This window comes from Terrabacter sp. Root85, from assembly GCF_001429185.1.
Taxonomy (GTDB): Bacteria; Actinomycetota; Actinomycetes; order Actinomycetales; family Dermatophilaceae; genus Terrabacter.
In genome coordinates this window covers 20685-41917 of record NZ_LMIW01000001.1, presented here as the reverse complement: position 1 = coordinate 41917, position 21233 = coordinate 20685, and the positions used below count along the sequence as shown (strand labels likewise).

Annotated in this window: 19 protein-coding genes; 17 read left to right on the top strand and 2 right to left on the bottom strand. The window is 72.1% G+C overall.

All coding sequences use genetic code 11. The features are described from left to right. Positions 1-48: 48 nt before the first annotated feature. The 3 genes from ASE25_RS00185 (at position 49) to ASE25_RS00175 (ending at position 3019) form a co-directional block, all read left to right on the top strand. Positions 49-1248, top strand: coding sequence for an acyl-CoA dehydrogenase family protein (locus ASE25_RS00185; RefSeq protein WP_056770827.1), 1200 nt, complete (start codon positions 49-51; stop codon positions 1246-1248). A gap of 40 nt (positions 1249-1288) precedes the next feature. Beyond that, positions 1289-1891, top strand: coding sequence for a general stress protein (locus ASE25_RS00180; RefSeq protein WP_235508479.1), 603 nt, complete (start codon positions 1289-1291; stop codon positions 1889-1891). 69 nt (positions 1892-1960) lie between these two features. Then, positions 1961-3019: a hypothetical protein gene (locus ASE25_RS00175; RefSeq protein ID WP_056770821.1), complete on the top strand. Its 1059-nt coding sequence runs from the start codon at positions 1961-1963 to the stop codon at positions 3017-3019. A gap of 98 nt (positions 3020-3117) precedes the next feature. Here the strand turns inward: ASE25_RS00175 and ASE25_RS00170 are convergent, their stop codons facing one another. Next, positions 3118-4662, bottom strand: coding sequence for an aminopeptidase P family protein (locus ASE25_RS00170; RefSeq protein WP_056823679.1), 1545 nt, complete (start codon positions 4660-4662; stop codon positions 3118-3120). Between the two features lie 135 nt (positions 4663-4797). On the opposite strand from ASE25_RS00170, the gene ASE25_RS00160 reads away from it, so the two are divergent. The 5 genes from ASE25_RS00160 (at position 4798) to ASE25_RS00140 (ending at position 9792) form a co-directional block, all read left to right on the top strand. Then, positions 4798-6342 (top strand): threonine/serine exporter ThrE family protein, encoded by a 1545-nt coding sequence (locus ASE25_RS00160; RefSeq protein ID WP_235508478.1) that lies wholly within the window; start codon positions 4798-4800, stop codon positions 6340-6342. A 29-nt stretch (positions 6343-6371) separates the two neighbouring features. Continuing rightward, positions 6372-7001 (top strand): MaoC family dehydratase, encoded by a 630-nt coding sequence (locus tag ASE25_RS00155; RefSeq protein ID WP_327191906.1) that lies wholly within the window; start codon positions 6372-6374, stop codon positions 6999-7001. Positions 7002-7189: 188 nt separating this feature from the next. After that, a complete protein-coding gene (locus ASE25_RS00150) occupies positions 7190-8143 on the top strand; it encodes a type IV toxin-antitoxin system AbiEi family antitoxin domain-containing protein (RefSeq protein ID WP_056821948.1) in 954 nt (317 codons plus the stop codon). A 147-nt stretch (positions 8144-8290) separates the two neighbouring features. Then, positions 8291-9181, top strand: coding sequence for a PHP domain-containing protein (locus ASE25_RS00145; RefSeq protein ID WP_056821945.1), 891 nt, complete (start codon positions 8291-8293; stop codon positions 9179-9181). Further along, entirely contained in the window at positions 9178-9792 is a 615-nt protein-coding gene (locus tag ASE25_RS00140; RefSeq protein ID WP_056821943.1) for a MarC family protein, read from the top strand. Before ASE25_RS00145 ends, ASE25_RS00140 begins: the two co-directional genes overlap by 4 nt. Before the next feature lie 20 nt (positions 9793-9812). On the opposite strand, the gene ASE25_RS00135 is transcribed toward ASE25_RS00140, so the two are convergent. After that, the gene (locus ASE25_RS00135; RefSeq protein ID WP_056821941.1) at positions 9813-11042 is read right to left on the bottom strand and encodes an acetyl-CoA C-acyltransferase; all 1230 of its coding nucleotides are present in this window, start codon (positions 11040-11042) and stop codon (positions 9813-9815) included. 170 nt (positions 11043-11212) lie between these two features. On the opposite strand from ASE25_RS00135, the gene ASE25_RS00130 reads away from it, so the two are divergent. The 9 genes from ASE25_RS00130 to ASE25_RS00090 all read left to right on the top strand — a co-directional run bounded on the left by ASE25_RS00130 (position 11213) and on the right by ASE25_RS00090 (position 21229). Beyond that, positions 11213-12463, top strand: a complete 1251-nt coding sequence (locus ASE25_RS00130) for an acetyl-CoA acetyltransferase (RefSeq protein WP_056821933.1) — start codon at positions 11213-11215, stop codon at positions 12461-12463. A 49-nt stretch (positions 12464-12512) separates the two neighbouring features. After that, a complete protein-coding gene (locus tag ASE25_RS00125) occupies positions 12513-14030 on the top strand; it encodes a carotenoid oxygenase family protein (protein WP_056821930.1) in 1518 nt (505 codons plus the stop codon). Then, complete coding sequence (locus ASE25_RS00120; RefSeq protein WP_056821927.1) at positions 14014-15018, top strand: helix-turn-helix domain-containing protein; 1005 nt, start codon at positions 14014-14016, stop codon at positions 15016-15018. The genes ASE25_RS00125 and ASE25_RS00120 overlap by 17 nt, the downstream gene beginning before the upstream one ends. Positions 15019-15133: 115 nt before the next feature. Then, positions 15134-16909 (top strand): class I adenylate-forming enzyme family protein, encoded by a 1776-nt coding sequence (locus ASE25_RS00115; RefSeq protein WP_056821925.1) that lies wholly within the window; start codon positions 15134-15136, stop codon positions 16907-16909. After that, positions 16906-17844: a nitronate monooxygenase family protein gene (locus tag ASE25_RS00110; protein WP_056770789.1), complete on the top strand. Its 939-nt coding sequence runs from the start codon at positions 16906-16908 to the stop codon at positions 17842-17844. Before ASE25_RS00115 ends, ASE25_RS00110 begins: the two co-directional genes overlap by 4 nt. A 55-nt stretch (positions 17845-17899) precedes the next feature. Then, positions 17900-18784, top strand: coding sequence for a PD-(D/E)XK nuclease family protein (locus tag ASE25_RS00105; protein WP_235508477.1), 885 nt, complete (start codon positions 17900-17902; stop codon positions 18782-18784). Next, on the top strand, positions 18777-19454 hold the full coding sequence (locus ASE25_RS00100) for a maleylpyruvate isomerase N-terminal domain-containing protein (protein WP_056821921.1): 678 nt from the start codon (positions 18777-18779) through the stop codon (positions 19452-19454). Before ASE25_RS00105 ends, ASE25_RS00100 begins: the two co-directional genes overlap by 8 nt. Positions 19455-19695: 241 nt before the next feature. Beyond that, positions 19696-20421, top strand: a complete 726-nt coding sequence (locus ASE25_RS00095; protein ID WP_056821918.1) for an FkbM family methyltransferase — start codon at positions 19696-19698, stop codon at positions 20419-20421. Positions 20422-20434: 13 nt separating this feature from the next. Continuing rightward, positions 20435-21229 carry a ParA family protein gene (locus ASE25_RS00090; protein ID WP_056770777.1) on the top strand — a complete coding sequence of 265 codons (795 nt, stop codon included), beginning with the start codon at positions 20435-20437 and terminating at the stop codon, positions 21227-21229. Positions 21230-21233: the final 4 nt, after the last annotated feature.

Below are 21233 nucleotides of genomic sequence, written 5' to 3'. Positions count from 1 at the left end.
CTCGGTCGCAGTTGTCCGAGAGCCCAGACGCAAGGTGGCGATCCGAGCATGTCCCGACTGCAGCAGACCGACGGCCTCACCGAGGAGCAGACCGAGCTGATCAAGCTCGTCCGTGAGTTCGTCGACGAGCAGATCATCCCCGTCGCCATGGAGCTCGAGCACCAGGACGAGTACCCCCAGGCGATCGTCGACGGAATGAAGGAGATGGGGATCTTCGGGCTGATGATCCCCGAGGAGTACGGCGGCCTGGGCGAGTCCCTGCTGACCTACGCCCTCTGCGTCGAGGAGATCGCGCGCGGCTGGATGAGTGTCAGCGGCATCATCAACACCCACTTCATCGTCGCGTACATGGTGCTCCAGCACGGGACCGAGGAGCAGAAGCAGCACTACCTGCCGAAGATGGCGACGGGCGAGATCCGGGGTGCGTTCTCGATGAGCGAGCCGGGCTGCGGTTCGGACGTGGCCGCCATCAAGACCAAGGCCGTCAAGGGCGACGACGGCGAGTGGTCGATCACAGGACAGAAGATGTGGCTGACCAACGGCGGCTCCGCCAACCTCGTCGCCGTCCTCGTCAAGACCGACACGGGCGCCGACTCCGTCTACAAGAACATGACGACCTTCCTCGTCGACAAGGAGTCGGGCTTCGGCGAGACCGCCCAGGGCGTCACGGTGCCCGGCAAGATCGACAAGATGGGCTACAAGGGCGTCGACACGACCGAGCTCATCTTCGACGGGCACCGCACGACCGACGCGCAGATCCTCGGCGGCGAGCCGGGCAAGGGCTTCTACCAGATGATGGACGGCGTCGAGGTCGGCCGTGTCAACGTCGCTGCTCGCGGATGTGGTGTCGCGAGAAGGGCTTTCGAGCTCGGCATCTCCTACGCCCAGCAGCGCGAGACCTTCGGCAAGAAGATCGTCGACCACCAGGCCGTGCTCTTCCGCCTCGCCGACATGGCCGTCAAGGTCGAGGCCGCGCACGAGATGATGGTCAAGGCCGCCCGCAAGAAGGACTCCGGCCAGCGCAACGACCTCGAGGCCGGCATGGCGAAGTACCTTGCGTCCGAGTACTGCTCGCAGGTCGTCGAGGACAGCTTCCGCATCCACGGCGGCTACGGCTACTCCAAGGAGTACGAGATCGAGCGCCTCTACCGCGAGGCGCCGATGCTGCTCATCGGCGAGGGCACGGCCGACATCCAGCGGATGATCATCGGCCGCCGCCTCGTCGAGGACTACAAGCTCAAGGCCTGAGGGCCCCTCTCCACCGCGGCGGGGATGCGAGGATGGACGCATGAGCCTGCAACCGAAGGGTCCGGGGGGACGCCAGGGATTCGCGACACTCTCCCTCGAGTACCCCATGTCGCTGGGTGTGTTCGAGCAGTACGTCGACGCGCAGAAGGCCGTCGACACGCTGTCCGACAACCAGTTCCCGGTCGAGAACTGCCTCATCGTCGGCACCGACCTCAAGCAGATGGAGCGGGTGACCGCGCGCCTCACGTGGGGACGTGTGGCTCTCGGCGGTCTGCTCTCCGGCGTGTGGCTCGGGCTCTTCGTGGGCCTGATCCTCTCGCTCTTCTCCCGCCCCTCGAACCCGTTGACCCTGCTGCTCTACACCGCCCTCTACGGCGCCGTGTTCGGCCTCATCTGGTCGGTCGTCGGCTACGCCTTCACCCGCGGTGCACGCGACTTCTCGTCGGTCAGCCAGGTCGTCGCGACCCGCTACGAGGTCTTCTGCGAGCACAAGTTCGCCCAGCAGGGTCGCCAGATCCTCGCCGACGCGGGCATCGACGTCGGCGTCCGGGAGGGCATCGGCATCGCCCCGGTCACTCCGACCTCGCCGCCGACGCAGCCGTCGAGCCCGGACCATCCGGGTCCGCCGCCTCCCGCCGGCTGAGGCAGCTGCAACGAATGCGCTCGCCCAGGTGTCCTTCCCGGTGACGGATCCCCGACGAAGGAGCGCCCGATGCAGTCCCGAAGGCCCCGCCCGTATGCCGTCGGCCGCGTCCTCGTGACCGGCGTCGCCGCCGCCGTGGCGCTCGTCGCGTGCGGCAGCGCCACTGCGCCCCAGCCGGGGGAGACGTCGCTCGCCGCCGGCCCGGTGCGGCCCGTCACCAGCCAGCCCGTCGAGGCTGACGGGGGTCTGCGGTGCCCCGAGTCCATCGACACCGCGGCCCTCGACAAGCCCGTGCCCGTGCCGCAGAAGCCGCAGGGCGTGGACGCCACGGGTCGGCTCCTGCCCGACCGCGACCCGACCTCGCTCGTCGTCTGTGGGTACCCGGCCGCCGACATCATGAAGCCGGTCTCGGCCCCGTTCCGCCTGGCCAAGCGCACCGTCGCGAGCGACGCACAACGGGCGGCACTGGTGGAGGCTCTGACGTGGTCGCCGCGCGACACCGGGGCCCAGCGGGTGTGCACGCTCATGGCCGGCAACGAGACGGCATACGTCGTCGGGGCCGCCTACGGTGACGCGATCGTGTGGGTCGGCGCGCTGGCCGACGCCAACGCCTGCTCGACGTCGACGAACGGCGACTTCCGGTCGGGGCCCGGCCCGGCGGTCGTGCTCGACCAGATGTTCGGCACGCGCACCCCTCCGTCCGCCGGGGTCGCCGCGTGCAACCGGGCGTCGTGGGGACGCCTCGGCGACGACCGGAGCCTGGCCCCGGAGGGCAACCCGACGGCGACCGTGTGCCGTGACGCGGCAGACGGCACGGTGAAGGTGGCGCAGCTGGACGCCGCGAAGTCGGCCGAGGTCGTCGCAGCGCTGCGCGCCCTGCCGACGAAGCCGACGGGGCAGACGTGCCAGCGCCCGGACGACCCGAGCAACGGGCGGTTCACGCTCCTGCTCACGTATGCCGTGGGGCCGCCCGTGCGCCTCACCATCGACCCGGACTGCGCACCGGCCGTGCTCGGCTCGAACCTCGAGTCCGCCGACGCGTCCTCGCTCGTCGAGCTCGTCGAGCAGTGGAGCCCGCGCATCCCGGGCCCCGACCTGAACGGCTCGGTGTCGTCGACGTCGCCCTGACCCACCGAACGCGGCGTTCCGTCTCGACAGCGGTGTGCTGCCGCGGAGCTCGAGACCGAAGCCGCGTTCGGTCAGGTGGGGGAGGGTCGGTCAGTCGCTCAGGCCTCGGCGCCGTCCCAGATGCGGGCGATCCACCGCTCGACCTCGTCGGAGCTGCGCGGCATCGCGGCCGAGAGGTTCTCGCAGCCGTCCTCGGTGATGAGGATGTCGTCCTCGATGCGCACGCCGTTGCCGCGGAACTCGTCGGGGACGAGCTCGTCGTCGGCCTTGAAGTAGAGGCCCGGCTCGACGGTGAGGACCATGCCCGGCTTCAGCTCGGCGTCGGAGTACTCCTCGCGGGTCGCGAGGGCACAGTCGTGCACGTCGATGCCGAGGTGGTGGCTCGTGCCGTGCACCATCCAGCGGCGGTGGTGCTGACCGTGGTCGGCGTCGAGCGTGCCCTCGACGTCGACGCCCTCGGGGAGCAGGCCCCACTCGTGGAGGTGCTCGGCGATGACGCGGATGGCCGCTGCGTGGACGTCGCTGAACGTGTTGCCCGGCTTGCAGGCCGCGATGCCGGCCTCCTGGGCGGCGTACACGGCGTCGTAGATCTTGCGCTGCGCGTCGGTGAAGGTGCCACTGACCGGCAGGGTGCGGGTGATGTCGGCGGTGAAGAGCGAGTCGACCTCGACGCCGGCGTCGAGGAGCAGCAGGTCGCCGTCCTTGATGTCGCCGGTGTTCTTGATCCAGTGCAGCGTGTTGGCGTGGTCGCCGCTGGCGCAGATGGAGTCGTAGCCGACACCGTTGCCGTGGTGGCGGGCGTGCAGGCCGAAGACGCCCTCGACCCAGCGCTCGCCGCGGCCGCGGCGGACCGCCTCGGGCAGGTCGGCGATGACGGCGTCGAAACCCTTGTGGGTGCCGTCGACGGCGTCGCGCATCTGCTCGACCTCCCACTCGTCCTTGACGAAGCGGAGCGTCGAGAGGAACGCGGCGAGCTGCTCGTCGGCCTCGCGCTGGCGGTCGACGCGGGTCTCGGCCTCGGCGGACTCCTGCGTCTCGGCCGCGGCGGCGCGGGCCTTGTCGACGCGGGTCGCGACCTCGGCGTCGGCGTCGCGCACGACGCGGATCGTCACCTGGCCGGCGTCCTTGCCGACGGCCTCACCGAACTCGTCGATGTGGCGGGCCGTGACGCCGAGCTCGGACTCGATGTCGGCGAGGGTGGGGCGGGCCCCGACCCAGAACTCGCCGTAGCGCGAGTCGCCGAAGAACTCCTCGGTGTCGCGGTCGGCGAGCGGGCGGAAGTAGAGGACGGCCTCGTGCCCGTCGCCGGCCTCGCCGTCGGCGGAGGCGCGCGGCTCGAGCACGAGCACGGCGTCGGGCTCGCGGTCGCTGCCGAGGCCCGTCAGGTGGGCGAAGGCGCTGTGTGGACGGAAGACGTAGTCGCAGTCGTTGCTGCGCACCTTGAGGCCGCCGGCCGGGACGACGAGGCGCTCACCGGGGAAGGCGGCGCTGACGGCGTCACGGCGACGGGCTGCGTGGTCGGCGACCTCGGCCCGGGGGGTCACCCCGGTGTCGCGCGGCGCCCACCCTGTCGCGACGAAGGCCCGGAACTCGTCGGTCGTCGGGCGCTTGCGGCTCGGAGAGGTCTTCTGCTCTTCACTCATCACCCCGCCATGGTGCCACGCGGCACGGGGACCGCCGAACCAGCTTTCACCGCGCCCGCGTACGGCCCGTCCCGCTCCCGCCGGGCACCCCGGTGGGGTACCTGCGGGTCCGGGGCGGTGGCATACGGTCTGGGGGTGGCCCGCACCGACCGACCCGCCCGGCCGACCACCGCCCACCGGAGCCTGCCCTCGCTGAGGGCGAGCACCCGGCGGGCCATGAGACCGAGCGGGCCGCCGACCGACGAGATCCCCATCTGGACGACGCCGGACGGGGTCGACTCGGTGACCGCCCAGGCCGTCATCGACCTCGCCATGCGCGCCGGCGTCGCGATGATCGCCACCGGAGCGGCCGCCGCGGACGTCACGGCGACCGTGCTCACCCTGACCAAGGCGTACGGCCTCAGCTCGGTCCACGTCGACGTCACCTACACGTCGGTCACCGTCTCCTACCACCGCGGCCCGAACGCCGACCCGATCACCGTGATGCGCATCGTGCGGTTCCGCGTGCAGGACTACACGCGGCTCGAGCGCCTCCGCGGGCTCATCGTCGACCTCTCACAGGACCCGGTGCCCGTCGACGAGGCCCGGGTGCGCTTCGACTCGGTCATCACGGCCCCACACCCCTACCGCCGCTGGCTCGTCACCGTCGCCGGGGGCGCGCTCGCGGCGGGTGCCGCCGGCCTCGTGGGCGCAGGGCCGTTCATCATCCTGCTCAGCTTCCTCACCGCGACCGTCGTCGGGCGGGTCCTCAGCTGGCTCACCGGCGCAGGCGTCGCGGCCTTCTTCGCGCAGTGCGTCGGCGCGGCCATCCCGACCGCGGTGGCGACCCTCGTCGTCGCGGCCCAGTCGGCCGGGATGACCTTCGTCGGCGACGTGTCACCCTCGCTCGTCGTCGCGTCCGGCATCGTGCTGCTGCTCTCGGGACTGTCGGTCGTCGGCGCCGCCGAGGATGCCCTCGAGGGCTATTACGTCACGGCCGGCGCGCGGGCTTTCGAGGTGATCGTGCTCTCGCTCGGCATCGCGGTCGGCATCTCCGTCGTGCTCTCCCTCGGCAACCGGCTCGACTACCCGATCGCGATCAGCTCGCAGACCCTGCTCAGCGACGACGTCGTCGTGCAGGTCGTCTGCGCCGTCATCATCGCCGTCTCGTTCGCCGTCATGTCCTACGCCAGCGGCCGTGCGGTCGCCGTGGCCGGGGTCGCGGGCGGCCTCGGCTGGGCCGTCCTCGCGCTGGGGGAGCGGCTGCTGCAGCTCGGCGCTGTGAGCGCGTCGGCGACGGCCGCGCTCGTCATCGGCTTCGCGGCCCGGCTCGTCGCCCGGCACCTGACCATCTCTGCGCTCGCCGTCACGACGGCCGCGATCGTGCCGCTGCTGCCGGGCCGGATGGCCTACGAGGGCATCTCGCAGATCGTCACGAACCCCGACGGCAACGGGTTCGCGGTCGGCGTGCCGACGCTCCTGCTGGCCTTCGGGCTCGGCCTCGGGCTCGCCGCGGGCGTCTCGCTCGGCACCTACTTCGCGAGCCTGCTCGTCGCCAAGAGCCAGGGCGTGCGGCCGCGTCCCGCCGCCGGCGCGACCCTCCCCGCCGACCCCGACCCCGACGCGTCCGGCAGCACCGCGCCGGTGCTCTCCGAGACGAGCGACCTCGCTGCCACGAGCGACGCCGACGCGCAGGCGTGAGCAAGCACACGGCATACGACCATGGGCGTATGCCGCCCGCTCCGGCAGGCTGGGAGCCGCTCGTCCCAGCGGGGCCGGGTGACCACCTTCGACGAGGAGCGGGAATGCAGTTCGGACGCAGCTACGAGGAGTTCGAGGTCGGTGCGGTCTACCGGCACTGGCCCGGCAAGACGGTCACGGAGTACGACGACCACCTCTTCTGCCTGCTGACGATGAACCACCACCCGCTCCACCTCGACACCCACTACGCCGCGGGGTCGACGCAGTTCGGGCAGAACGTCGTCGTCGGCAACTACGTCTACTCGCTGCTCCTCGGCATGTCGGTGCCGGACGTGTCGGGCAAGGCCATCGCCAACCTCGAGATCGAGTCGCTGCGGCACGTCGCGCCGACCTTCCACGGCGACACGATCTACGGCGAGACGACGGTCCTCGACAAGTGGGAGTCGACCTCGAAGGACGACCGCGGCGTCGTCCACGTCGAGACGATCGGCTACAAGCAGGACGGCACCGTCGTGTGCATCTTCCGGCGCAAGGTCATGGTGCCCAAGGAGAACTACCTCGAGGCCCGCGGCGGCGAGCAGCCCGGCCGACCGGTCCCCGTCCCCGACAAGAACTGGCCGGGCCGCGACGCCACCTCCGAGGCGGCTCCGCAGCCCTGACCCACGGCGCGACCAGCCCTCTCCCGCAACACACCGAGTAGGTCACAACTCACCGCGATCCGATCCCGGTGGGTTGTGACCTACTCGGTGCGTTGTGGCCGTCCACAGCCGGCGCGCCGACGACCCCTCTGTCCACAGGTGCCGTCGCGACTACGAGAACCTGGCCGTATGCCCCAGAGCCTGCTCCCATGGACACACGACTCGAGGCTCTGGCCGGCCGCCAAGGCGGGATGTTCGCCGCCCACGAGGCCCTGGCCGCAGGGGTCACCAATGCCTGCCTGCACCGGGCACTCCGTGCGCGCGAGCTGGTTCGGGTGCGGCGAGGCGCCTACGTCCAGGCGACCGTCTGGCAGCACGCGTCGCCCGACGAGCGCTACCGGCTCGGGTGTCTCGCGGTAGCGAGGTCCAGACCGGGTGACGCGTTGAGCCACCACGCGGCCCTCGCCGTGCTCGGGCTGCCGCTCTGGGGACACGACGCAGCACGAATCGACCTGGTGACCGACACGGTCCAGGGCGTGCGCCGCGGGGCAGTGTGGCTCCATCCGGACGACGGCGTCGTCCTAGCTCCGGTCGCGGACACTCCGAGTGTCTCGCCTGCGCGGGCACTCGTTCGGACGGCCCTGACGATGGGCCAGGACTGTGCCGTCGTGGCGGGGGATGCGGCTCTGCGTCGAGGTCTGGTCACCGAGGCGGATCTGGTCACCGAGGTGGCGCTCATCTCCCCGCACCAAGGGCGCCGGCGGGCCCTGGAGGCCGTGTTGCTCATGGACGGCAGGAGCGAGTCCGTGGGCGAGTCCCGAACTCGTCTGGCGCTGCGTCGCCTCGGTTTCACCCCCGAGAGCCAAGTGGTCCTGCGTGACTCCGGTGGCCATTTCATCGCGCGTGTCGACCTGGTCGTGGACGGAGTTGTCCTCGAGTTCGACGGGCAGGTGAAGTACGCGCGCCAGCGTGACGCCGAGGACGGCTCGGCCGGGCCGGAGGAGGTCGTCTGGCTCGAGAAGCGACGTGAGGACGCGATCCGGCGGCTGGGCCACCCCGTCGAGCGCGTCATCTGGAGCGAGCTGGCCCGCCCGGGGCTCATCGGTGCCCGGGTGCGCTCCGCCAGTGCGCTCGTCGCCCCCCTAGCCCCACGCCCGGCCTGACCCTGCTGACTGGTGCAACACACCGTGCAAGTCACAACCCACCGTGATCCGATCCCGGTGGGTTGTGACCTGCACGGTGTGTTGCGGGGAGGGGCGGCGGGGGTGGGCACGGCAGGGTGGGCACGGCGCGCCCCTACGCTTGGGGGCGTGACTCCGACCGGGACCGACAGTGCAGGGCACCCACGCCCGGTCATCGACCTGCATGCCCACTCGGCGGTCAGCGACGGCACGGAGACGCCGACCGAGCTCGTCGCCGCTGCAGCCACGGCCGGCGTCGACGTCCTCGCCATCACCGACCACGACACGGTCGGCGGCTGGGCCGAGGCCGCCGACGCCGCCCGCGTCCACGGTGTGACGCTCGTGCGCGGCATCGAGATCTCGTGCGCCTGGCGCCACTCCTCGATCCACCTGCTCGGTTACCTCCCCGACGCCGACGACCGGCCGCTCCGGGACGAGCTCGCCCGCGCCCGCGACTCCCGCTCGACGCGTCTCGAGCGGATGGTCGCGCTCATGGCGGCGGACGGCATACCCCTGGGCTACGACGAGGTGCTCGCGCAGGTCGGCCCCGGCGCCACCCCGGGACGCCCCCACATCGCCGACGCCCTCATCGCCAACGGCACGATCCGCCACCGCGACGAGGCGTTCCGCTCGTGGCTCGGCGACGACTCGCCCTACTACGTCGGCCACTACGCGCCCGACCCGGTACGGGCGGTCGAGCTCGTGCGCGCAGCGGGCGGGGTGCCGGTCATCGCGCACCCCTTCACGCGGACCCGGTCGGGCGACCTCGACGACGCCCTCGTCGCGCGGATGCGCGAGGCCGGGCTCGTGGGGCTCGAGGCGCACCACCGCGACCACGGTCCCGAGGAGGTCGCCCGGGCGACGGCGCTCGCCGACCGGCTCGGGCTGCTCCTCACGGGCTCGAGCGACTACCACGGCGAGGGCAAGCGCAACCGTCTCGCCGAGAACACGACGTCCCTCGAGGTGCTCGACGCGATCGAGGCGGCCTCGAGCAGGGCCACGGAGGTCGTCAGGCCGTGAGCGTCCTCGACACGACCGTCTTCCTCAGCACCTTCATCACCCTGGTCGTCATCCTCGACCCACCCGGCGCGGTGCCGGTCTTCCTCGCCCTGACCGGGTCACTGACGAAGGTGCAGCGCCACGTCGCGGCGCGGCGTGCCTCGCTCGTCGCCGTCTTCGTCATCGGGATGTTCGCGCTCTTCGGCAAGAGCATCCTCGACTACCTCCACATCTCGATCGCCGCGCTCCAGGGGGCCGGCGGCCTGCTCCTGCTCCTCGTCGCGCTCGAGCTGCTGACCGGCAAGGAGTCCGACTCGCTCGCCGACGCCGGCGTCAACGTGGCCCTCGTGCCGCTCGGGACGCCGCTCCTCGCGGGTCCGGGCGCCATCGTCGCGACGATGCTCGCGGTGCAGGGCTCGGACACGACCGGGGCGTACGTCGCCGTCGGCTCCGCCCTCGTCGGGGCGATGCTCGTCGTCTACCTCGTGCTCCGCTTCGCCGGGCAGGTGCGCCGACTGCTGCGTGAGAGCGGCACGATGCTGCTCACCCGCATCGCCGGGCTGCTGCTGTCGGCGATCGCCGTGCAGATGGTCGCCGACTCGGTGCGGGCGTTCGTCAACGGCGAGGGCTGACGGCCGAAGCGCCGGGCCGCTCAACCGTCGACGCGCTCGACGAGCACGGCCGTGCCGAGGCCGGCGGCACCGCTGACGGCCGCGACGCCCCAGCGCCCGCCACGGCGCTCGAGCGCCTCGACGCACTGGCCGACGAGGATCGCGCCCGTCGCCCCGAAGGCGTGACCCATCGCCATGGTGCCGCCGTCCGGGTTCATCCGGTCCGGCCCAGCGTCGAGGTCGCGGCGGAAGCGGAGGCACAGCGCCGAGAAGGCCTCGGCGAACTCGAAGACGTCGATGTCGCTGGGAGACAGGCCGGCCCTCGCGAGCACCTGCTCGACGGCCGACTGCCCGGCGGTGAGCATGACGACGGGGTCCACCGCCGTCGACGCGGCCGAGACGATCCGCGCCCGCGGCGCGAGGCCCGAGGCCCGGGCGGCTCGCGCCGAACCGACGAGCAGCAGCGCTGCGGCGTCCGCGACGGCGGGGGAGGTGCCCACCGTGTGCAGGTGCTCGATCCGGTCGAGGGGGCGTATGCCGTGCGCCGCCGCGAGCGCGATGTCGTCCTGGCCGTCCGACCCCAGCTCCGCGAAGGCAGGCGGCAGCGCCGCGAGCGACTCGGCGGTCGTGCCGGGCCGGACGAGCTCGTCGTGGTCGAGGCCGGGGCCGCGGTCGTCGGCCGGTACCGGGACGAGCGACCGGGCGAAGGCACCCATCACGCGTGCCCGGGTCGCCTTGGCCTGCGTCTCGAGGGCATACGCGTCGAGCTGCTCGCGGGTGAAGCCCTCGAGCGTCGCGTTGAGGTCTGCAGCGATGCCCATGTGGACCGAGCCGAGACGGCGCACGAGGGTGGGGTCGGCATACAGCGCGCCGCGGTCGGCGAACATCGGCACGCGCGACACGCTCTCGACGCCCCCGGCAACGGCGAGCGAGAGGTCGCCGGCGCGGACCCGGGCCGCAGTCTGGCCGACGGCGTCGATGCCGGATGCGCAGAAGCGGTTGAGCGTGACACCCGGCACGGAGGTGCCCCAGCCGGCGACGAGGGTGGCCGTGCGGGCGAGGTCGGCGCCCTGCTCGTCGACCTGGGTCGCGCAGCCCAGCGTCACGTCGTCGACGCGCTCCGGGTCGATCCCGGTGCGTTCGACGAGGGCCCGTTGGAGGTGCACGACGAGGTCGACGGCGGTGAGGCCGTGCAGCGACCCGCGCGCGGACGCGCGCCCGCGCGGGGTGCGGACGACATCGAGGACGTACGCGTCGTCGTCGTCGTCCATGCGTCCTCCGTTCGGTCCTGCCGAGCTCACGAGACCTGCCGCTCCTGGTCGCCCGGCCCGGACCCGGAACGGCCGCGTCGCACCCGGCGAGTCACTCTGCTAGTTGTAGTACCGTGCCCGGAGAAGGGCAAGGCTGGGCACCGACGGCGGCGTCGGGAGCGGAGGCGGACATGACGGGCGGCAGCTCGAGCACCTCCCCGACGGGGGTCTGGGTGCTCGGTGGCTCGCAGACGGACTTCGCGCGCCACCTGACCCGTGAGGGGCGAGACGTCTCCGACCTCGTGGGCGAGATCGTCGACCGCACCCTCGAGGCGAGCCGCTCCGGCGCGGCCGAGGTCGAGGTCATCCACGTCGGCAACGCCTTCGGCCAGCTCTTCACCGGTCAGGGCCACCTCGGGGCCATGCCCGCGACGGTCCGGCCCGACCTGTGGGGCGTTCCGGCCGCCCGGCACGAGGCCGCGTGCGCGTCGGGCGGGGTGGCGCTGCTCGCCGCCATGGCCGACCTCCGGGCAGGGCACTACGACTGTGCCCTCGTGCTCGGCGTCGAGCTCGAGAAGACCGTGCCCGGCGACGAGGCGGCCACGCACCTCGGCGCGGCCGCCTGGGTGGGGCACGACGGTGAGGGCGCTCGCTTCATGTGGCCCCACGTCTTCAGCGCCATCGCCGACGAGTACGACCGGCGGCACGGCCTCGACGAGGCCCACCTGCGCGCCATCGCGGCTCTCAACCTCGCGAACGCCCGACGCAACCCCCACGCCCAGACCCGCGGCTGGGACGTCCTGGACCTCACCGGCCCCGACGCCACCGACGACACGCGAAACCCCGTCGTCGAGGGCCGGATCCGCCGCTACGACTGCAGCCAGGTCACCGACGGCGCCGCCGGGGTGGTCCTCGTCTCCGACGCGTGGCTGCGCGACCACCCGGGGCGACGACCCGTCGCGCGCATCGAGGGATGGGGCCACCGCACCGTCGGCCTCGGGCTCCGGCAGAAGCTCGACCGTGACCGCGACGAGCTCTACGTCCTGCCGCACGTGCGCCGGGCTGTGACCGACGCGTTCGACCGGTCCCACGTCACCCTCGAGGACCTCGACGGCTTCGAGGTGCACGACTGCTTCACCCCGACCGAGTACCTCGCCATCGACCACATCGGGCTCACCGGTCCGGGGGAGTCGTGGAAGGCCGTCGAGGACGGCTCGATCGCCCTGGGTGGTCGCCTGCCCATCAACCCGAGCGGTGGGCTCATCGGCGGCGGCCACCCGGTGGGGGCCAGCGGCATCCGCATGCTCGTCGACGCGGCCAAGCAGGTCAGCGGGACTGCCGGCGACTACCAGGTCGAGGGTGCCCGCACCTTCGGCACTCTCAACTTCGGTGGCAGCACCGCCACCACCGTCAGCCTCGTCGTCGGCGCCGTCGCCGACTGAACGCGAACTCCCCGAACCACGGAAACCACTGAGAGCCAAGGAGACCCGGATGGATGTCGACATCGTCGGTCGGATGCTGTCGACCCTGCCCGCGGACGACGACCATCCCTACCGCACGGGCCCGTGGCAGCCGCAGACGACCGAGTGGAGGGCGGACGACCTCGACGTCGTCGAGGGTGAGGTGCCCACCGACCTCGACGGGGTCTACCTCCGCAACACGGAGAACCCCGTCCACCCCTCGCTCAAGCACTACCACCCGTTCGACGGCGACGGGATGGTCCACGTCGTCGGCTTCCGTGACGGAAAAGCCTTCTACCGCAACCGGTTCGTGCGCACTGACGGCTTCCTCGCCGAGCAGGAGGCAGGACAGTCGCTGTGGGCCGGTCTGGCCGAACCGCCCTACCTCTCGCTCCGTGAGGACGGCTGGGGCGCCCGCCGCCAGATGAAGGACGCGTCGTCGACCGACGTCATCGTCCACCGCGGCACGGCCCTCACGAGCTTCTACCAGTGCGGCGACCTCTACCGCGTCGACCCGACGTCGGCCGAGACCCTCGGCAAGGCGACGTGGAACGGCCGCTTTCCCTTCGACTGGGGCGTCTCAGCGCACCCGAAGGTCGACGACCGCACCGGCGAGCTCCTCTTCTTCAACTACAGCAAGGAGGCGCCGTACATGCACTACGGCGTCGTCGACGAGGCGGACGACCTCGTCCACTACGTCGACGTCCCGCTGCCCGGGCCGCGGCTGCCGCACGACATGGCCTTCACCGAGAACTACGTCGTGCTCAACGACTTCCCGCTCTTCTGGGAGCCGGAGGCCCTCGCCAAGGGCGCACACGTCGCGCGCTTCCACCGTGACATGCCGAGCCGCTTCGCCGTCATCCCGCGGCGCGGGAAGACGAGCGACATCCGGTGGTTCGAGGCCGACCCGACGTACGTCCTGCACTTCGTCAACGCGTACGAGGACGGCGACGAGATCGTCCTAGACGGCTTCTTCCAGGGCGACCCCGAGCCGCAGGACAACGGCATGGGCAACCGGTGGGAGCGGGCCTTCCGCTTCCTCGCCCTCGACCGCATGCAGGCACGCCTGCACCGCTGGCGGCTCAACCTCCGCACCGGCCTCGTCACCGAGTCGCCGCTCTCCGACAGCATCACCGAGTTCGGCATGATGAACGGCTCGTACGCCGGTGGGAAGTACCGGTACGCCTACGCCGCGACCGGCAAGCCCGCATGGTTCCTCTTCGACGGCCTCGTCAAGCACGACCTCCACTCGGGCACGGAGGAGCGATACTCCTTCGGGGACAACGTCTTCGGCAGCGAGACCGCGATGGCGCCGCGCGTCGGGAGCGCCGGCGAGGACGACGGCTACCTCGTGACCCTGACGACCGACATGAACGACGACGCCTCCTACTGCGTCGTGTTCGACGCGGCCCGGGTCTCCGACGGGCCGGTCTGCAAGCTCCGGCTGCCCGAGCGGATCTCGAGTGGCACCCACTCGACCTGGGCCCCGGGTGCCGAGCTGCGACGGTGGAGCACGGCGGACACGGCAGCGGATGCGATCGGTCTCTGAGCCGGTGGTCGACGACGTCGACCCCGGCACGGTGCCCACCCGGCTCGATCCCGGGTCGACGAACGCCATCGGACGCATGCTCGGGCTGCTCGGCGACGAGTGGACCCTCCTCATCCTCCAGCGGGCGCTGCGCGGCACGACCCGCTACGGCCAGTTCCTCGACGAGGTCGCCATCTCCAACGCGGTCCTCACCTCCCGCCTCGCGACGATGGAGCGCGAGGGCCTGCTGCGCCGTGTCGTCTACCAGGAGCGCCCCGTCCGGGCCGAGTACGTCCTCACCCAGCGCGGCCGTGGGCTGTGGCCGGTCACCATCGCGATCTGGGACTGGGAGCGGCGATGGGTGCCGCGGCACGCCGCGACGCTCCCGGCGATGCGCCACGCGCTCTGCGGCCAGAACTTCGCACCGGTCCTGACGTGCACGGGCTGCCGCGAGGTCGTGCGCTCCGGCGACGTCCACGCCGAGTGGGGGCCGAGCGGCTCGTGGGAGCGGTCCGTCCCGGAGTCGACGACGCGGCGTCGCTCCGACCCCCGTGTGGACCGGTCCTCCGCGGGACTCTTTCCCGAGACGATGGCGATCTTCGGCAACCGGTGGTCCTCCGCCCTCATCGGCGCCTCCCTCCGGGGGCTGACGCGCTTCGGTGACTTCGAGGAGGCCCTCGGCGCGCCGCCGAGCCTCGTCGCCGAGCGGCTCCGCGCCTTCTGCGACATCGGCGTGCTCGAGGCCAGGGGGCGCCGGACGGGCGGTGCCGACGGCCGCGCCGAGTACCACCTCACCGACAAGGGCCACGCCTTCTACCCGGTCGTCGCCGTGGCCATCGACTGGGCGCACCACTGGTATGCCGCCGAGGAGGGTCCCGCGCTCGTGCAGCAGCACGTGCCGTGCGGGGCTCCGCTCGCCGTCGCGCTCGCCTGTGACCAGTGCTCGGCCGACCTCCACGGCAGCGACATCGAGGTCGTGCCACGCGCGCACCGCCGGTCCGACCGCTAGAGGCGGGCAGCCACTCCCGAGACGAAAGACCCGCAGCAGCAACGCAGCTGAGGCACACGTACACGTACAGCTCGCAGTGACCACCTCACGCCGAACCACGAAGGAGCGCCGAGCCATGGCGAACGCACGGGGACTGCACGCGCCGGAGAAGGTCGCCGACTACCGGGCCAGGGGCTGGTGGGGCGAGGACACCCTCGACGGGCTCTTCGCCGAGCGGGTGCGCGCCCGCGGGGACGCCCTCGCCGTCGTCGACCCCGCCAACCGCGAGGCGCTGCTCGGCTCGGCGCCGCGACGGCTGACGTGGCGCGAGCTCGACGACGAGGTCACGGCCCTCGCCGCGCGGCTGATGTCGCTCGGGCTCGTCCGAGGTGACGTGGTCGCGGTCCAGCTCGCCAACTCGGTCGAGCTCGTCGAGGTCTACCTCGCCGCCTGGCGCCTCGGCGTCGTCGTGTCGCCGTTGCCCGTGCAGCTGCGCGAGCGTGAGGTGGCCGCCATGTGCGCGAGGGCCGGCGTGACGGCATACCTCGGCAGTGCCCGGTTCGGTGACCGGGCCCTGGCCGTGGACGCGGCGACTGCGCTCGGTGGGGTGGAGTCGGTGCGGGCCGTCATCGCCTACGGCCCCGAGGAGGAGACGGCCGATGTGCCCATCGGCGTCCGCGTCTGGCACCCGGGCCCGGGCACGGACGCTGATCGCGAGGCGGTCGAGGCACGCGCCGCCGCCGACCCCAACGAGGCCAACGACGCCGTGACGATCTGCTGGACGTCGGGCACCGAGAGCGCGCCCAAGGGCGTCCCGCGCTGTCACATGGACTGGCTCGCCGTCGGGGTCGCGACCACCGAGGCGCCGCAGGTGACGGTCGACGACGTGCTGCTCAACCCCTTCCCGATGATCAACATGGCCGGCATCAGCGGGATGTTCCTGCCGTGGCTGCTCACGGGCTGCGTCCTCGTGCAGCACCACCCCTTCGACCTGCCGACGTTCCTCGGTCAGGTCGCCGTCGAGCGCGCCACCTACACGTGCGCGCCTCCGGCGCTGCTGTGGATGCTGCTCGGCAACGAGGCGCTGATGGCGACCGTCGACGTCAGCAGCCTGACCCGCATCGGCTCCGGCTCGGCGCCGCTGCAGCCCGCGATGGTGCGCGGCTGGCAGGAGCGGCACGGCATCAGCGTCATCAACTTCTTCGGGTCCAACGAGGGGATCGGCCTGCTGTCGAGTCCTGTTGACTTCCCCGACCCCGACGACCGCGCGCAGTTCTTCCCGCGGTTCGGCGCGCCGGGGGTCACGTGGTCGACCCGGGCCGGGGAGTGGACCGACACCCGGCTCGTCGACATCGTCACGGGCGAGGACGTCACCGAGCCCGGCCACCCGGGTGAGCTGCACATCAGCGGGCCGAGCGTCTTCGCCGGATACCTCCACGGCGAGGAGCTGCAGAGCCCCTTCGACGACCGCGGCTACCTGCGCACCGGGGACCTCTTCGAGATCGCGGGGGACCACGGACAGTTCCTCCGCTACCTCGACCGGGCCCGCGACCAGGTGATCCGCGGCGGCATGAACATCGCCCCGGCCGAGCTCGAGGGACTCATCGCCGACCACCCGGCCGTCGCCGACGTCGCCGTCATCGGCGACCCGGACGAGCGGCTCGGCGAGCGTGTCGCGGCCGTCGTCGTGCTGCGCCCGGGCACGAGCCTGACGCTCGACGAGCTCGTCGGGTGGCTGCGTGAGCGGAGCATCGCCTCGTTCAAGCTGCCCGAGCGGCTCGAGGTGCGCGACGAGCTCCCCCGCAACCCCGTCGGCAAGGTGCTCAAGCGGCTCCTGCGGCAACCTGACGCGCCCGCGGTCCGCGACCTCCCCGACGGTGGCGGAGCCGGGACGCCGGGGGCGAGCGGGTGACGCCGCAGGAGCTGCTCGCGGCGCTGCGGCTCCCCGTCGTGGCGGCGCCGATGTTCCTCGTCTCGGGGCCCGAGCTCGTCGTCGCGGCGGCCCGGGCGGGCATCCTCGGCGCTTTCCCGACGCAGAACTGCCGCACGCCCGAGCAGCTCGACGAGTGGCTCGGAGCGATCGCCTCGGGCTCGGGTCAGGCACCGTGGTCGGTCAACCTCGTCACGCACCGGAGCAACACGCGCCTGGCCGACGACCTCGCCCTCGTCGCGGCGCACCGACCGCCCGTCGTCATCACCGCGCTCGGCTCGCCGCGTCCGGTCATCGACACGGTCAAGGCGTACGGCGGGCTCGTCGTGGCCGACGTCATCGACCTCGTCCTCGCCCGCAAGGCGATCGCGGCGGGCGTCGACGGCCTCGCCTGCATCAGCGCCGGGGCCGGGGGACACACCGGGCACCTGTCGCCCTTCGCCTTCGTCTCCGCCGTGCGCGACCTCTTCGACGGTCTCGTCACCGTGGGCGGGGGCATCGCGGACGGTGCCGGCGTCGCCGGCGCCGTGGCCGCGGGTGCCGACCTCGTCTACATGGGCACCCGCTTCCTCGCGACGACGGAGAGCCGGGCCGCCGACGACTACAAGCAGATGGTCGTCGCGCACGGCCCCGACGACCTCGTCGTCAGCGACGGCATCACGGGAGCCGATGCGTCCTGGCTGCGGCCGAGCCTGCGGGCTCACGGGCTCGACCCCGACCACCTCGTGCACGACGGGGTCCGCAGCTACGACGCGGCCGAGTCACCGGCGAAGAAGTGGTCGCAGCTGTGGGCCGCCGGGCAGGGGCTCCAGAGCATCCGGTCGGTGCTCCCGGTCGCCGACGTCGTCGACGAGCTCGAGCGCGAGTTCCGGGCCGCCGCGGCACGCCTCGACCGCGTCGCCTCCCGCCGCCACTGACCGGGGCTGGGGATGTCGTCGGGTGGATGTCGCGGGCGGGTCGTAGGGTGTCGGCGTGACGACGGGACCGGCTGAGCAGACGACCTTTGCGGGCATGCCCACGCCGCTCTACTCCGGCTCGCCGTCGCGGCTGCTCGCGTGGCTCGACTGCCCGAGGCGCTACCGCATGCAGTACCTCGACCGACCCCGCCCACAGGCCCGTCCGCAGCGCGCCCACACCTCGGTCGGCATCGCGACCCACAACGCGCTCCGCGACTTCTGGGACCTCCCGGTGGGCCAGCGGACGCCGGCCGGCGTCGCCGAGCTCGTCCGCTCGTCGTGGATCGACGTGGGCTTCCGTGACCCCCAGCAGTCCGCCGGATGGCGGCTGCGGGTCCGCGACGCCGTCACCGAGTACCTCCGCTCCAGCGACCGCGACAACCAGCCCGTCGGCATCGAGCGCAGCGTCTCGCTCAAGACCGACGAGGTCGCCATCACCGGCCGCATCGACCGGCTCGACGACCGCGCGGGCGAGCTCGTCGTCGTCGACTACAAGACGGGCCGCCAGGTCCCCACCGACGACGACGCGCGCACCTCGCTGCCCCTCGCGTTGTATGCCGTCGCAGCCTCCCGGATGTTCCGCCGGCCGTGCCACCGGGTCGAGCTGCACCACGTGCCCTCCGGCACGATCGCCGCGCACGAGCACACCGACGAGTCCCTCGCGCGCAAGATCGCCGAGGCCGAGTCGATCGCCTCCGACCTGCGCCGGGCCGACGCCGAGTTCAAGGAGCTCGGCGTCGAGTCGACGAGGTTCGCGCCCCGCACCTCCGCGATCTGCTCGTGGTGCGACTTCCGCGCGCACTGCCCCGAGGGCCAGCAGATGGGCCCCGAGAAGTCCGACTGGGCCGGCCTCGAGCCCGCCGGCTACGAGACGACCCCACCGGAGCGCGACGATGCCTGAGCCCACCGCTGAGCCCACCACCCGGTCCGCACCCGAGCGCGACCTGCGGCCGGCGTTCCTCGCGGCCACCGACCACGTCATCGCCATCCTGTCCCGGGACGACGTCGCCGCCGCCTGGCACCAGGCGAGCGCGCTGCCCGAGTGGAGCGTCGGCGGCCTCGTGGCCCACCTCGCGAGCCAGCCCGTCACGGCCCTGACCCTGCTGCGCGCCGATCCCGTGACCGACGCCATCCTGCTCGACGAGCACTACGCGCGGTCGGCATGGGTGTCAGGCGGCCTCGACGACGACGTCAACGTCTCCATCCGGTCCGGGAGCGACGAGCAGGCCGACGCCGGCCGCGACGCCGTCCTCGGGCGGGTCGTCGCAGCGCGGGCCGAGCTCCCCGACGTGCTCGCCGGCCAGGAGGCCGACCGAGCCGTCCTCATCCCGTGGACGGGCTGGGCGCTGCGCCGCGACGACTTCCTCACCGGCCGGATGATGGAAATCGTCGTCCACGGTGAGGACGTCGCCGCGAGCGTCGGCTTCACCGCCCCGACGCTGTCCGACGAGGTGCTCGCGCCCGTCATGGCCCTGCTGACCCGACTGGCCGCGCGCCGGCACGGGCAGGGCGCCCTGGTGTCCGCTCTGTCACGCGCCGAGCGCGCCCCGCGAACGATCTCGGCCTTCTGACCTCGTCGCAGGCCGGAGACCCGACCCGGCAATGTCGGCGTCAGTGCCACCGACCCCCGTAGGTGGTTACTGTCGTGCCATGCCAGACCTGTCGTCGATCCGCAGGGCCTATGCACGTGGAGGGCTGCCGGGGGTCCTGAGGGCCACCCGGGCCTGGACGTTGCGACTGGTGCGGTCACGCACCGCCTCGCCCGGGCCGCCGGCACGTCCTGCACCCTCGGCGTCGGTCCCGCCGGCAGAGGTGAAACCTGGTGCAGCGGGCGCCGTCACGGCACAGACCGTCGACCTGGACGGGGCCAACGCGTTCTTCGAGAAGCGACGCGCAGCCTATGAGACCCTGGCCGACGCCGTGGCGCCGTACCTACCGACCGACGGCGTCCTCTTCGACGTCGGAGCCAATGTCGGCTTCTTCACGAAGGTGCTGGTCGAGCGAACCGGCTTCTCGGGTCGCGCTCACCTGTTCGAGCCCGTGCCCAACCTGGCCGAGCTCTGTGCCCGGACGGCGGACGAGCTGCCCTGCGATGCGACGGTCCACCGCATCGGCCTGAGCGACGCCGACTCGCACCTGGAGATCTTCGTCTCGAGCGACGGCAACCTCGGCTGGAACACCATGGTCGAGAAGAAGGCACACGGCAAGGCGATGATCCCCGTCGACATCGAGGTCGCCCGGTTCGACGGTCTCGCGATCACGGACGTGCCCGACCTCGTCAAGATCGACGTCGAAGGTGCGGAGTACCGCGTGCTCGCAGGGATGTTGCCGTCCATCGCGCTGTGGACACCACTGCCGGTCATCCTCTGCGAGGTCGGTTGGGGTGCCGGGCACCCGGAGTGGCCCCAGGAGCTTGCAGCCTTCGACGCGCTGAAAGCGCTCGGCTACGGGACCACGCTGGTGAACGGCGACGAGGTGGACGTCCGCGACCTGCGGAGCACGACGGACGTCTTGTTCATCCCGGGCCCCCGCGCCTGACACACTGTCGGGCATGGGGACCCGCAGCCGCAGCAGCGACGTGAAGAGGGCACCGACCGTCGTGGCCCTGGCCAACCAGAAGGGCGGCGTCGCCAAGACGACGTCGGTCGCGAGCATCGGCGCCGCGCTCGCCGAGCTCGGGCAGCGCGTCCTCCTCGTCGACCTCGACCCGCAGGCCTGCCTCACCTTCTCGCTGGGCGTCGACCCCGACACCGTCGAGCGGTCGATCCACGACGTCCTCACCGGCTCCGCCGAGCTCGGTGACGTCGTCGTCACGTGCGAGGAGGGCATCGACCTCGTGCCATCGGCGATCGATCTCGCGGGCGCCGAGGCCATGCTGCTGCCGCGACCCGGTCGCGAGTACGTCCTGCGCTCGGCCCTCGAAGGCGCCGACACGGCATACGACGTCGTGCTGCTCGACTGCTCGCCGAGCCTCGGGGTGCTGACGCTCAACGCGCTGACGGCCGCCGATGCCCTCATCATCCCGATGCCCTGCGAGATGCTCAGCCACCGCGGCGTCGGACAGCTGCTCGACACCGTCGCCGACGTGCAGAAGATCCTCAACCGCGACCTGGAGGTGTGGGGCATCCTGCCGACCCTCTTCGACGGTCGCAGCAACCACGCGCGCGAGGTGCTCGCCGACGTGGGGGAGCGCTACGACCTGCCCGTCCTCGAGCCACCGATCCCCAAGACCGTGCGCTTCGCGGAGGCACCCGCCGTCGGCCGCTCGATCCTCACGACGGCCCGCACGTCGAAGGGCGCGCAGGCCTACCGCGAGGTCGCCGCCTCGCTGCTCGCGAGGCTGTGAGCAA

Coding starts and splice junctions, on each gene's coding strand:
- ASE25_RS00185 (WP_056770827.1), top strand. CDS start 49: ATGTCCCGACTGCAGCAGACCGACGGCCTCACCGAGGAGCAGACCGAG.
- ASE25_RS00180 (WP_235508479.1), top strand. CDS start 1,289: ATGAGCCTGCAACCGAAGGGTCCGGGGGGACGCCAGGGATTCGCGACA.
- ASE25_RS00175 (WP_056770821.1), top strand. CDS start 1,961: ATGCAGTCCCGAAGGCCCCGCCCGTATGCCGTCGGCCGCGTCCTCGTG.
- ASE25_RS00170 (WP_056823679.1), bottom strand. CDS start 4,662: ATGAGTGAAGAGCAGAAGACCTCTCCGAGCCGCAAGCGCCCGACGACC.
- ASE25_RS00155 (WP_327191906.1), top strand. CDS start 6,372: ATGCCGCCCGCTCCGGCAGGCTGGGAGCCGCTCGTCCCAGCGGGGCCG.
- ASE25_RS00150 (WP_056821948.1), top strand. CDS start 7,190: ATGGACACACGACTCGAGGCTCTGGCCGGCCGCCAAGGCGGGATGTTC.
- ASE25_RS00135 (WP_056821941.1), bottom strand. CDS start 11,042: ATGGACGACGACGACGACGCGTACGTCCTCGATGTCGTCCGCACCCCG.
- ASE25_RS00130 (WP_056821933.1), top strand. CDS start 11,213: ATGACGGGCGGCAGCTCGAGCACCTCCCCGACGGGGGTCTGGGTGCTC.
- ASE25_RS00125 (WP_056821930.1), top strand. CDS start 12,513: ATGGATGTCGACATCGTCGGTCGGATGCTGTCGACCCTGCCCGCGGAC.
- ASE25_RS00120 (WP_056821927.1), top strand. CDS start 14,014: ATGCGATCGGTCTCTGAGCCGGTGGTCGACGACGTCGACCCCGGCACG.
- ASE25_RS00115 (WP_056821925.1), top strand. CDS start 15,134: ATGGCGAACGCACGGGGACTGCACGCGCCGGAGAAGGTCGCCGACTAC.
- ASE25_RS00100 (WP_056821921.1), top strand. CDS start 18,777: ATGCCTGAGCCCACCGCTGAGCCCACCACCCGGTCCGCACCCGAGCGC.
- ASE25_RS00090 (WP_056770777.1), top strand. CDS start 20,435: ATGGGGACCCGCAGCCGCAGCAGCGACGTGAAGAGGGCACCGACCGTC.